This is a genomic window from Acinetobacter higginsii (assembly GCF_000369525.1).
Lineage (GTDB): Bacteria > Pseudomonadota > Gammaproteobacteria > Pseudomonadales > Moraxellaceae > Acinetobacter > Acinetobacter higginsii.
Genome location: NZ_KB850072.1, coordinates 157129 through 169336, shown reverse-complemented (window position 1 = coordinate 169336; position 12208 = coordinate 157129). Strand labels below are relative to the sequence as shown.

Annotated in this window: 14 protein-coding genes; 11 read left to right on the top strand and 3 right to left on the bottom strand. The window is 40.2% G+C overall.

Annotation, left to right across the window (positions count from 1 at the left end; translation table 11 throughout):
- Positions 1-39: 39 nt before the first annotated feature.
- From F902_RS06885 to F902_RS06865, 5 genes are all read left to right on the top strand, one after another.
- Positions 40-657, top strand: coding sequence for a rhomboid family intramembrane serine protease (locus F902_RS06885; protein WP_005145015.1), 618 nt, complete (start codon positions 40-42; stop codon positions 655-657).
- A gap of 133 nt (positions 658-790) precedes the next feature.
- On the top strand, positions 791-2473 hold the full coding sequence (locus F902_RS06880) for an arylsulfatase (RefSeq protein WP_005202232.1): 1683 nt from the start codon (positions 791-793) through the stop codon (positions 2471-2473).
- Positions 2470-3471: an SUMF1/EgtB/PvdO family nonheme iron enzyme gene (locus tag F902_RS06875; protein ID WP_005202230.1), complete on the top strand. Its 1002-nt coding sequence runs from the start codon at positions 2470-2472 to the stop codon at positions 3469-3471. Before F902_RS06880 ends, F902_RS06875 begins: the two co-directional genes overlap by 4 nt.
- 95 nt (positions 3472-3566) lie before the next feature.
- Positions 3567-3728 carry a hypothetical protein gene (locus tag F902_RS22625; protein WP_005184220.1) on the top strand — a complete coding sequence of 54 codons (162 nt, stop codon included), beginning with the start codon at positions 3567-3569 and terminating at the stop codon, positions 3726-3728.
- Positions 3729-3911: 183 nt separating this feature from the next.
- Positions 3912-5039 carry a helix-turn-helix transcriptional regulator gene (locus tag F902_RS06865; protein ID WP_005202228.1) on the top strand — a complete coding sequence of 376 codons (1128 nt, stop codon included), beginning with the start codon at positions 3912-3914 and terminating at the stop codon, positions 5037-5039.
- Between the two features lie 18 nt (positions 5040-5057).
- Here the strand turns inward: F902_RS06865 and epmA are convergent, their stop codons facing one another.
- Together epmA and F902_RS06855 are read right to left on the bottom strand one after the other, a co-directional pair.
- A complete protein-coding gene (gene epmA / locus F902_RS06860) occupies positions 5058-6041 on the bottom strand; it encodes an EF-P lysine aminoacylase EpmA (protein ID WP_017402397.1) in 984 nt (327 codons plus the stop codon).
- On the bottom strand, positions 6038-7105 hold the full coding sequence (locus F902_RS06855) for a 4-phosphoerythronate dehydrogenase (RefSeq protein WP_005202225.1): 1068 nt from the start codon (positions 7103-7105) through the stop codon (positions 6038-6040). The genes epmA and F902_RS06855 overlap by 4 nt, the downstream gene beginning before the upstream one ends.
- 190 nt (positions 7106-7295) lie before the next feature.
- Between F902_RS06855 and F902_RS06850 the strand changes: the two genes are divergently transcribed.
- The 6 genes from F902_RS06850 to F902_RS06820 all read left to right on the top strand — a co-directional run bounded on the left by F902_RS06850 (position 7296) and on the right by F902_RS06820 (position 11729).
- Positions 7296-7670 carry a diacylglycerol kinase gene (locus F902_RS06850; RefSeq protein ID WP_026057572.1) on the top strand — a complete coding sequence of 125 codons (375 nt, stop codon included), beginning with the start codon at positions 7296-7298 and terminating at the stop codon, positions 7668-7670.
- A gap of 248 nt (positions 7671-7918) precedes the next feature.
- The gene (locus F902_RS06845; protein ID WP_005202223.1) at positions 7919-9130 is read left to right on the top strand and encodes a tyrosine-type recombinase/integrase; all 1212 of its coding nucleotides are present in this window, start codon (positions 7919-7921) and stop codon (positions 9128-9130) included.
- Between the two features lie 350 nt (positions 9131-9480).
- Complete coding sequence (locus F902_RS06835; protein ID WP_005202222.1) at positions 9481-10158, top strand: hypothetical protein; 678 nt, start codon at positions 9481-9483, stop codon at positions 10156-10158.
- Positions 10159-10204: 46 nt separating this feature from the next.
- Positions 10205-10489 carry a hypothetical protein gene (locus F902_RS06830; RefSeq protein ID WP_005202221.1) on the top strand — a complete coding sequence of 95 codons (285 nt, stop codon included), beginning with the start codon at positions 10205-10207 and terminating at the stop codon, positions 10487-10489.
- Positions 10473-10709 carry a hypothetical protein gene (locus tag F902_RS06825; RefSeq protein WP_005202220.1) on the top strand — a complete coding sequence of 79 codons (237 nt, stop codon included), beginning with the start codon at positions 10473-10475 and terminating at the stop codon, positions 10707-10709. Before F902_RS06830 ends, F902_RS06825 begins: the two co-directional genes overlap by 17 nt.
- 84 nt (positions 10710-10793) lie before the next feature.
- Positions 10794-11729, top strand: a complete 936-nt coding sequence (locus F902_RS06820) for a tyrosine-type recombinase/integrase (RefSeq protein WP_005202219.1) — start codon at positions 10794-10796, stop codon at positions 11727-11729.
- Between the two features lie 170 nt (positions 11730-11899).
- Here F902_RS06820 and F902_RS06815 read toward each other — a convergent pair whose 3' ends face one another.
- A complete protein-coding gene (locus F902_RS06815; RefSeq protein ID WP_005202212.1) occupies positions 11900-12208 on the bottom strand; it encodes a ubiquitination-like system serine protease family protein in 309 nt (102 codons plus the stop codon).

Sequence of the window (12208 nt, the reverse complement as noted above, 5' to 3'; positions counted from 1 at the left end):
TGGCATTATTGCTTAGACACTGATCAATTTAAAACCTATATGTTACATCTACCCTTTGGTCACACTGTGACTCTCATCATTATTACTGTTGCAATCTCCTTATTGGCCTTCTCCAATCAGGCGGTGATGAACCGTTTGATCTTTTGGCCTCCCGCAATGCAACGTGGGCAATATGACCGTTTTATCACGCATGGTTTCATTCATGCTGATGGCACGCATCTATTGTTCAATATGATCACGCTGTTTTTCTTCGGCAATATTATCGAAAGCTTCTATCGTCAGTTTTTCTATGATATGGGCTTTGTCTTATTTTATCTAGGCGGATTGATTGTTGCCATTTTACCGAGCTATCTGAAACATCGTCATGATGCACGATGGGCGAGCCTAGGTGCTTCTGGTGCAGTTTCAGCGGTACTGTTTGCCTATATCCTGTTCCAGCCTTGGAACTTGATTTTTGTGTTCTTCATTCCAGTTCCTGCGATTATTTTTGCCATTTTATATGTGGCCTATAGCATCTGGTCAGGTAAACGCGGCAATAGCAATATCAACCACAGTGCGCATCTCTGGGGGGCTGCTTATGGTGTGGTGGTGACCATCATCTTGGAGCCACGGGTTGTTCCACATTTCTTAAATCAACTCACCAAAATTCCATTTTAAATTATCTTAGAAATAAGCCCTGCATTGGGGCTTTTCTTTTTTTTAGATTAACAATCAAATTTTAATTATTTTTATCATAAAAATCATCTCTCTAAACTCGCCCTAATTCTTTGATAAAATTAAGTCGATTCTCATGTCTCGTAACAGCCTTCTGAGCACACTTTCAATTGCATTATTTAGCCTTTCGATTTCAGCATGCAGCAATAATGATTCTGATGACTCCAATACCGTGGTTGAAACCAAGAAACAGCCCAACATTTTATTCATCATGGCAGATGACTTAGGCTATTCCGACTTAGGTGCTTTTGGTGGGGAAATTCATACCCCGAATATCGATGAACTGACCCGAGCAGGTCGTATTTTAACGGATTATCATACCGCTCCAACCTGTTCTCCAACACGCTCACAATTGATTTCGGGGACTGACCACCATTTAGCAGGCATTGGTGCAATGGCTGAGCTCACACCTGAGCATCTAAAAGGTCAACCGGGTTATGAGGGCTATTTAAATGAGCGTTCACTCTCCATTGCCGAAGTCCTGAAAGACAATGGCTACCGAACCTATATCAGTGGTAAATGGCACTTGGGTTTAACCGATGCAACCAACGCACATGCCAAAGGTTTTGATCATTCATTTACGTTATTGCAAGGCTTAGATCTACATTTTAAACAAGCACCAAGTGCCTATAAGCGTAATGCCACGTATACCGAAGACGGCAAACAAGTTCCGATTTCATCCTTACCTGATGATTTCTTCTCTACCAACTACTTCACCGACAAACTGATCAGCTATCTAGAATCAGGTAAAAACTCAGGTAAACCGTTCTTTGCCTATGCTGCTTACACCGCACCACATTGGCCTTTACAAGCACCTGCTGAATATCGTGATCGTTATCGTGGTGTTTATGATGCTGGCTATGATGTGATCCGCGATGCACGCATAGCCCGTCAAAAACAACTCGGATTAATTCCAGCAAATTTTAAAGCAGCTGAACCAATCGCCACGCAAAATGCACCACAAAAATATGGTAAGTGGAATGAGCTTTCAACCGAGCAAAAAGCGCTTGAAGCACGCAGAATGGAAATCTACGCAGGTATGGTGGAAAATCTGGATGCCAATATTGGTCGGGTGATTCAATATTTAAAACGTAATAACTTATATGACAACACTTTAATTTTCTTTGTTTCCGATAACGGCGCAGAAGGTTTTATTCGTGGCAATTATGGAGCCGAGTCAGGTTTTGATAACAGCGTTAATAATGTCGGGACTTCAAGCTCTTATCACTATGTTGGACCACGTTGGGCTGAAGTCAGCGCTGCGCCCTTCCATCTCTGGAAAGATACTGCCGGTGAAGGTGCAACCACCGCACCTGCCATTGTAAAACTGCCATACCAAACCAAGGCTCAAGCCACGCATCATGGTTTTGCCTCGGTCTTGGATGTGTTCCCAACCGTGCTCGACTACGCAAATATTGCCGTCCCACAAGGTCAATACAAAGGTCGTCAAATCAATACACCAAGCGGCTATTCATGGAAACCCGTACTCGACAATAAAGCCCAAGCCATTCGCCCAGTCAACTTTAGCTTTGCCGATGAATTACATGGCAGTAAATATGCCCGTCAAGGGGACTGGAAAATTGCATTACAAGGTAAATCAGAACTAGGAACAGGAACCTGGGAACTATACAACTTGAAAAATGATCGAGGTGAAACGCAAAACCTTGCTCAAGATAATCCTGCCAAGTTACAAGAGCTGGTAAATGTGTATAACCAATACACCCAGCAAAATGGTGTTAAGGAATACAACCTTAAATGAAGTGGGTATGCTTTTTAATTTCACTGAGCAGCCTGTCCCTTGTGACAGGCTGTAGCAAAGTTAAGCCTACTACCACTCATTCACATACTCAAAACAGCACCGAGGCTCAACTAGGTTCATTACAGCAATGCCAACAGTATTCTGGTTTACCCGAAGCATGGCAAAACAGTAAAACCGCTGGGATGGTATGGGTTCCTAAAGGTTCATTTCAATTGGGTTCAAACTTAGCCTACCCTGATGAGCTGAATTTTGGCAAACCACAACGTCAGGTGGCAGGTTTTTGGATCGATCAAACCGAAGTGACAGTTGCCCAGTTTTCCAGTTTTGTTAAAGCAACAGGCTATGTCACTGATGCGGAAAAACAGAAACAAGCTGCAGTATTTTCTCCTGATGTGAATAACCCAAATCAATGGTGGCAACTAAAAACAGATTACACATGGAAAACACCCAATGGTGCTCAAGGTCAGCCCCCATTGCCGTCTGAGCCAGTTCGCTATGTCACTAAAAATGATGCTGAACACTATGCCGTTTGGTTGGGTCGGGATTTACCTACAGAGCAAGAATGGGAATATGCAGCCAAGGCTGGTTCGAAAACAGATACCCCTTTACACCAAGCACCACAGGATGCCCATCAACATCCACAAGCCAATTATTGGCAAGGTGAATTTCCTTTCAATAATACAGTTGAAGATCATTTTCAAAGTGTCGCACCCGTCGGCTGCTACCCTGCCAATGCCTTTAAGCTGTTCGATATGATTGGCAATGTCTGGGAGTGGACCTCCTCTGTTTATCACGGCGCACATGATCAGCACATGGGCAATTATACAGAACTACGTCAACAAAACAGCACCGCAACGCAATATGTACTTAAAGGCGGTTCTTTTCTATGTGCCTCCAACTTTTGCGCCCGTTATCGAAATAGCAGCCGCTATCCACAAGAATTTGACTTGGCGGCAACGCATGTCGGATTTAGAACGGTTTTACGTACAGCTGAATGATACAAATCTCTGTTAAAAACCTGCATCCTTCTGCTAGCTGAAACCGACTGATCGATTTACAGTAGAAGGGAAAGCAATAACAATAGGATGCAAGGATGAAAATAATACTGCTCTGCTTCAGCACTTTACTTACATTCGGCTTATCAGCCTGTGCCGTACATACCCCACATGGCAGCGTCATTGTTGATCCAGACAACCATCATGATGGTCGTGGTGATTTCTGCCCTCCAGGACAAGCCAAAAAAGGACGCTGCTAAACCCCAATATGCCTAAACGTGCTAATGCGTTTAGGCATATTTCGTTCAAAGCTGATTTAACTTTAAATACTCATTTCATCTGATAATTGCATAAGAAGTCACATTTTTTTAATTTAATAATTTCATTTAGTTAAAATCCATATAAACTATATGGAATATATTCTATTTTCGATGGGATTTTAGATGACTCTAAGCCAACACAGCCCAGTCGTGGACATCTTGAATAAAGTTCAGCATGCTGATGATTGGATGATTTTCTTAGAGCAACTGAATCACTATTTTGATGTGCAAGCTTCGCAACTGTTGGCTGTTGACCTTGAAGTCCAAGCACTCTCCTTTAGCGTCCATCACGGTGTGAATTTTGACTCCAATCAACTTGAACAAGCCGCACTGACCCAAATCCGCTTGGCCATAGATGATGACCCGCGTTTAAAGAAAATGCTTTTGGGACCGATGACGGGATGGATGCATTGTTTTCAACATTTTCAAGAACATGAAATTATTCAAACCCAAGTATACCAACGTGTTTTACAACCCTTAGATCTACGTTTCTGTTCAGCCATCCAAATCATTTATGATCATAAAGTCTGTGTATTACTCGCTTTTCTCACCAGCCCTGAGCGTGGTGCATTAAGCTGTACTGAACTTCAGCCGATTTATGAAATTTTGCCGATCATACAGCAGAAAATTCAACAATATCGCCATCATTTTGAATATTCCACCATGACCCTACTTGGGTCACAGTTAATTCAAAAAATGAACCAACCGATTGCCATTATTAATCTCAATGGAGATATCTTAGAAATTAATGGTGAAGCTGAGCAATTACTGAAAAATAATCCTCATATCCACATCCAACAACGTCGCTTTATTTTCAGTGAGGACCGACAAATTCAGTTTGATCAAAACCTGATTGAGCTCGAACGCCATTATAAAAACAATCCAGAACAGACACATCATGAACGGTCTAAAATCATGTTGCTAGATCAACATTTATTCTTAACGCTGGATTTGCTTAGTCCTGATAAAACTCATAAGATTTTTGGCCTTCGTCCAGTCTTACTTGCCACCTTCTCTGGATTAAAACAGAAGCCAAAATATCAAAAAGACATTTGTACCCAGCTGTTTATGTTTACGCCTGTTGAACATAAAATATGTGAGCAACTTCTAGAAGGTAAAACCACCAAAGAAATTGCCCTTTCACATGAAATTCAAGCCGATACAGTGAAGAAGCATCTGCAATCAATTTTTAAAAAAACCCGAACCCATCGCCAAAGTGAGTTGATGCAGCTATTAATGCAACTTCTATAAGGATTGAAAATAAAAGTCCTAGGCAATCTCAGCAGGAAATGCAATCACTTGGTCAATTTTGACTTGATTCATGGCAACCATGAGTAAGCGGTCGATACCCAAAGCAATACCAGAACATTCAGGCATATGGGGTAAAGCTGCCAATAAATGCTGATCCGTTGGAATCACCACCAAACCCTGCTTTGCACGCTCTGCATTATCTGCCTCAAAACGAGATGCTAGAATTTCAGCATCTAATAACTCATCGTAGGCATTGGCCAGCTCTAAACCTTCAATATACACCTCAAAACGTGCGGCAACGGATTCACCATCCTCATCCTGTTTTACTTTTGCCAGTGATGCCATTTCAGGTGGAAAATCAGTCAAAAATACAGGTGCATCGAAGCCTAGACTAGGTTCGACAAAGTGCGAGAATAACAGGTCCATATAAGCTAGACGATCATCACCCAAATCAAGATTAAGCCCAACACGATTGGCTGTATCTTTGAGTTGTTTCAAGCTCGCTTGCAAAGGATTAATCTCCAAACGATCCTGAAAAGCATGCTTATAACTGAGAACGATAGGTCGAATATCGCCAAAACGATGTGCCAAACAGCTTTCTAACAGCTCCGCAGTTTCATGCATCAAGCCCTTTAAGTCTAATCCCGGTCGATACCATTCCAACATGGTAAATTCACTGTTGTGCTTACGCCCATGTTCATCATCACGAAATACTTTGCAAATTTGATAGATTGCCCCACTGCCACTGGCCAATAAACGTTTCATTGGAAATTCAGGCGAGGTCTGTAAATACTGAGTATTTAATTTACCGTGAATATGACGCTGTACTTGAACAGAAGCCAAATGTACATCCGTCACACCTGCCTGCGACAGAACTGGTGTTTCTACTTCCAGCACTTGCCGATGCGCAAAGAATTGACGAATCTTGCTGTACATCTCAGCACGCGCTTTTAAGGCCTCAAGTGAACAGGTCGGTTGGTAGCTTTTCATATCTTGACTCATGCTTTTGGCCCACCATGTGCAGCCCATTCACGGCGCAAAGGATAATTTTTACGAAGTAAATCAAATGCGGTTTGCTCAACCTTGCCGCCCTGAACACAAGCACGAAGTTGCTGATCATCAGCAGCAATATCATAAATCTGAGTGAGATGTTGTTTAAGCGCAGCTTTTAAATCCGGCTGTCCGAAATATTGTTCCACCTGAGGCAATTGACTCTCAAAACGCTTTGAGGCTTCATAAGAAAATTTATCGCAAAAAGCTTGATAGATCATCTGTGTGCCTCTGGCCTTCCCTTCCAGACTATAACCCGCAATATGTGGCGTTGCTAAGGCCAATAAATCCAACAGTTGCTCAGAAATTTCTGGTTCAAACTCAAATACATCCAGCACCACTTGACGTTTGGTTGTTGCAATATCCGTCATCAAGGCCGCTTGCTCAACCACTGGTCCACGCGCACTATTGATTAAAACAGCAGAGGGTTTCATTGCAGCCAAAGCAGTTGCATCAAATAAATGCTGCGTCGGGAAATCACCCGATAAGGTTAAAGGCACATGAATTGAAATTGCATCAGCACGTTTTAACAGCTCATCAAAAGAGACATTTTCAATACCGCCTAATTGCACATAAGGATCATATCCAATTACATTCCAACCGAGGAGTTGTGCCATCACGGCAAGTCGACTGCCGACATTCCCTAAACCAACAATGGCTAAGGTGAAGGCTTTATTTTTTTCTAAAAGATTAATATCTAAATGTAATAACGCGGTAATCACATATTCTGCAACAGCTTGTGCATTACAACCTGCGGCATTACTCCACGCAATATGTTGTTGCCCGAGTGCCTGAATGTCGAGATGATCCGTTCCAATGGTGGCACTGCCTACAAACTTAATTTTCGTTTGGTCAATTAAGGTGTGGTTCACTTTGGTCACAGAGCGAACTAAAAGTGCATCGGCATCCTGTACATCCGCATGAGTCAGGGTACGTCCTGCTCGGTGCTGTATTTCTGCAAATTCCGCAAAGAAATAATCGGTAAATGCCAAATTTTCATCTGCGATAATTTTCATGCAGAAATGTCCTTCTATAGATCTCAGCTTATTATCCTTAGCACGATCGCAATTGACAATTCATAAATACAACATGGCATCGATTAAATGACAGAAAAAGTCTGGTGTTCGTACATGCATGCGACATATTGCCAATTTACTGCAACATCTTTGCTCTTATAATAAGCCTTTCTCTCATTCCTCTATCGTAATGACGCAATACTCTCCCTATAAAGGCAAAAGTGGCATTAAGCGGATTTTAAATGCCACAGGCTATTCAATCGCAGGATTTAAAGCCGCTTTTAGCCATGAAGCTGCCTTCCGACAAATCCTATTACTGAATGCGATCTTGATCCCGATGAGCTTCTTGGTACATGTATCAGCCGTTGAACAAGCGTTGATGGTTGCTGTCTGTTTATTGGCAATTATTGTAGAGCTGTTTAATTCCGCCATTGAAGCCGTTGTTGATCGTGTATCCTTAGAAAAAAATCCATTGTCTAAGAATGCAAAAGATATGGGCAGTGCTGCGCAATTTGTATCTTTAGCGATTATTTTCTTTACGTGGATGATTATTTTATTTCGTTAAATCCTCCAAAATGGTCAATAAAAAAAATCCCTGCATATGCAGGGATTTTTTTGATCTAGACGTAGATGAATTACATCATGCCTAACGTGGTAATAACGTTCTATTACCTTGTATTACCTAAATTTTATTTTATCATCGGTTAAGTTTTTTTAATCTAACCTAGCCTAACCTAGTATTACATGACATTACTAAAATTTGTGAGTAAGATTGTGAGTAACGCCGCTTAAAAACACCCTTACTCACACATCATGCTAAACGATCTTAAAATCAAACAATTAAAGCCAAAAGAAAAAATTTACCGTGTTGCAGATCATTCAGGATTATGTTTGGAAATCCGCCCATCAGGTGGTAAGTTCTGGCGTTATCGTTATCGCTTCCTTACTAAAGCAAAAATGTTAACCATTGGTCAATACCCTGGTACAACTTTAGCTGAAGCACGCTTAAAAACTTTAGAATATCGTAAACAGTTAGCAGATGGTACAGATCCATCTAGCTTTCTTCAACACGAACGACTTGAAGCGATTAAAGCCAGCAACGGAACATTCTTTTTAGTAACTGCTGAATATATGGAATCCAAAAAAGGGCAGCAATCTGAGGAATGGTTTCAGCGTCGTAACAGCTACTTTAATAGAGATGTGTTCCCTATTATTGGTAGCAAACCAATTCATGAGATTGATTCAATCGATATTAAAACTGTTCTGGATAGTACTACGTCCAGAATCAGAAAGACTGGAAAAGGTACAGGAGAAACCAGAGGCATATTTGTACGTCAAATGATCGGTGAGGTCATGCGATATGCAATTATCACCAAACGCATTTCCATAGATCCAACATATGCTTTAAGGGGATATCTAAAAAAACCAGATATCATTCATGCTCGCCCACTCACTGAAATCGAAAAACGTGAGCTGCATACTAGATTGAGTAATTATGGTGGGCTTACCAGCACTAAAAATGCGATTACCGCTGCAGCTTACACATGGTTGAGAAGTATTGAGATTCGTAGAGGTCTAAAAGAATTTATTAATTTTGATGACCGCACATGGACGATTCCAGCAGTGTCGAGGGCTGATATTTTGGCAGGTAAGCGCAATATGAAAAAGAATCGCTTACACATAGTTCCTTTATCGGATCAGATGATCGATTTACTCAGGGAACAATATGCACTCTACCCAAACAGCGAGTATATTTTCCCTGGGGAGGATGGCGGCATGATGGGTAAAACAACACTGAATACTGCATTACAAAATATGAAGTTTGAATTTACTATGCATTCATTACGTGCAACTGCTTCAACAGTGGCCAATGAAAATGGCTTTAATCTTGATTGGGTAGAATTACAACTCGCCCATGCATCCGATAATAAAACACGAGCCTCATACAATCATGCCCAATGGCTCAATGATCGACGAACTATGATGCAATGGTGGTCTGATCATATTGATACTTGGGGGGAATAATGAAATATATATACTTCAAGAAAGATGGGAAGTATCTTCATATTGTTCAAAATGAGCATGAAGATTTTCAAGATTACAGCGACTTCAGCGCAATGTACACGAACAATACGTGCTTAAAGATGAACAGGACGGCGCTATTAAATTCGCTAATCAAGATGAGGTAAATAGATTTCTAGTTACGAAGGGCCGTAAGTTGAAAGGATTTAATCAGGTGAGAGAGTGAATTAATGCCGTTTGTCGGCGCAGGGAATATTCACTTGCAATAATCTCAATTTGAGATTAATATAAACCTATAGACAGCAATCGCGCAGTCTTACGCAATCCAGCGTTAAAATTTAGGAATACATCTCATGACTATTGAAGTTAAAAAAATTGAATCTGGCTATGCTGTAAAATTTCCTTTCGAGTTAAAAGATAACTTTAAATCCGTTTTTAAAACAGCTAAATGGAATCCAATAGCAAAGCAATGGGAAGTGGGTCCACGCTCATTTAAAAAACTAACTGAATGGACAGAATCTGCCGAACAGGTTGATGCTGAAATTGAAAAATCGAAGGAAGTTGAAGAAGCCGAGGCGGATCTATTCTCAGCAAAAGCTGAGTTAGAAACTATTAAAAATAGCATCACTGCAAAAAGAAAAACTCATCAGGAATGGCAAGTGATTCTTGATGAATTAAAAACTGTAAAAGAGAGCATTGAAATAGCTAAAGCTGATCGAAAAGCTGAAGAAGATGAGATTTTAAAAACCAGATCCCAAATTCAAAACTTTCTAAATGGGGTGATTGATTTTGATCGCATTCAAAAAGCTAAATCAGAAATGAGCAACTTACATCGAAAAGTTGGTGAGCGTGCAAAGTTTGATGCACAACGTAGCATCATTAAAGAAGAATGCGAAAAATTAAGAAATGTAGGCTTTATTAGTCCAGCATTAGAATATTTGGCTAGCATTAATTATAACCGCCCCGATCGTGACAGAATTTCTGACTGTCCAGATGTACTAAATATACGTCCACTTAAACAAGATGAATAGCTTGATTTTGGGGGCAGCAATGCCCCACACTTGAGGAGTATTTATTATGTTATTGATACTCATGACAGTAAAAAATTGGACCCCTCCTTCATCAGCTGATATTCAAACAATTATTGATGAACTGAATATCAGTATAAAAAAAGCAGCACATATGGCAAGAATCGGAGATCGTACTTTTAAGCAGTGGCTTGATCCCACTGATCTGAAAGCACCTAGTCAATCTGCATGGGCTATCTTTGAATATGAGGTCCGATCAATGAAGATGGGATATAAAAATATCGATCATCTTTTTGAAGTCCTGGAGAGCAATTATCGTGATCAAAAAAATTGAATTTGAGCCAGGCTATACACCTTCCAATTTGCGACTGGTTGTAGAAGAACTTCAATCTACTGGCATGACACAACAACAGATAGCGGAAAGTATTGGCGCTGCGCGTTATACAACGCTAGCAAATTGGATGTCAGAGCATGATCAACCTAGACATAGGAATATGCCTGCAGACAAATGGAAAAATATTTTAGAGTTGTTCCATTCAAAGCACTTACCGTAATCTCAATTTGAGATTGCAATAAACACATAGACAGCAATCGCGCAGTCTTACGCAATCCAGCGTTAAAATTTAGGAATACATCTAATGAAAGAAATGTCTTTTAGTCAATGTTTCTCTGCTTTTTTTGAAACTTATAGAAAGTCTGTAGAGAAGCAAACAGAAAATGCCGCCTTGGGTATTTTTCTTAATCATATTAATGGGGAAATTGGTCCTTTGAATATGCATCAAATCAAAGTTTCCAATTTGCAGCCAATTTTCAAAAAATTAGAAAATGAGGGTAAAACAAGTACTTTACGAACAACACACCAGTTGATTTGCAAAGTGTTTGATTATGGCATTGTTTATGAAACATGCTGTGAGTTTAACCCTGCACAGCCATTAAGCCGGTTCCTTGCAAAACATGTTGAGAAGAATCATCCTTTTTTAACTGAGGAGGAAATGCCATTATTTTTTAATGAGGTAAAAAAACATGGAAAACTTTCCACTCCTGCAAAAGTTGCTTTGCTGTTAATTATATACACAGCAGTTAGAGCAAATGAGGCTGTTCAAGCAAAGTGGGACGAGTTTGATCTAGACAAGCAGATATGGACAATACATGCGGAGAGAATGAAAAAAAGGTTATCTCACACTGTCCCGTTGTCTAATCAGATTGTTAACATACTCAAAAAATGGAAAAACAAAGCACCTGTTTCTGATTATGTATTTCCTGCTTTGAACAAATCTAATAAAAACCCTTATATGCAAAGCTGGTGTTTAAGTCGTGCAGTTAGTCACACCCTGTATTATCAGAAACAAAACATACATGGTTTCAGACATAGATTCTCTACAACGTGCTATGAATCAAACTTGTGGCGTGATGATGCTATTGAAATGTGTCTGGCGCATAGAATTGGAGGGGTAAAAGGCGTTTATAACAAGGCTAAATACATTGAGGAAAGAAAAAGAATAATGCAGTGGTACGCAGACAAGGTGCAAATTTGGGTTAAAGGTTTTATTACTGAACAAGAGTTGATTGCTTAAAATAACCGATAAAGGCCCTCATCAGAGGGCTTTTACACATATCCCAACATGAATATTGTTATTGATCGTATGTGCCGTGCAACCAGGTAAAATACACAAAACAAAAACGCTCAGAATCAATGAAGATAATGAGCGTTTACATTTAACTTTTTGGATCTGACTTTGCATAATCACCCATCCTCAATCGGTACCATATCAACTGTCTGGCCTGCCAATTCATGGTAGCAGTCAGATAAGAATTGAATCTTTCCGTCTGTTAAAAATAAGTGGCATCGGCTTTCTGGATGATGATCATTTACGAGTAATGACGGCGTGAATGCTGGTTTATTGACATCACCATTAAAATTCCATTTGCTGCCATTCGGATGTGCTTCAACATGAAATGGATGTAAATACTTGCAGCCAGGACACTTAAACAAGTACATCCCACTGCTCCAATATTCCAGATATGGAGTTAATTCAGTTACTGTGTCACTCAT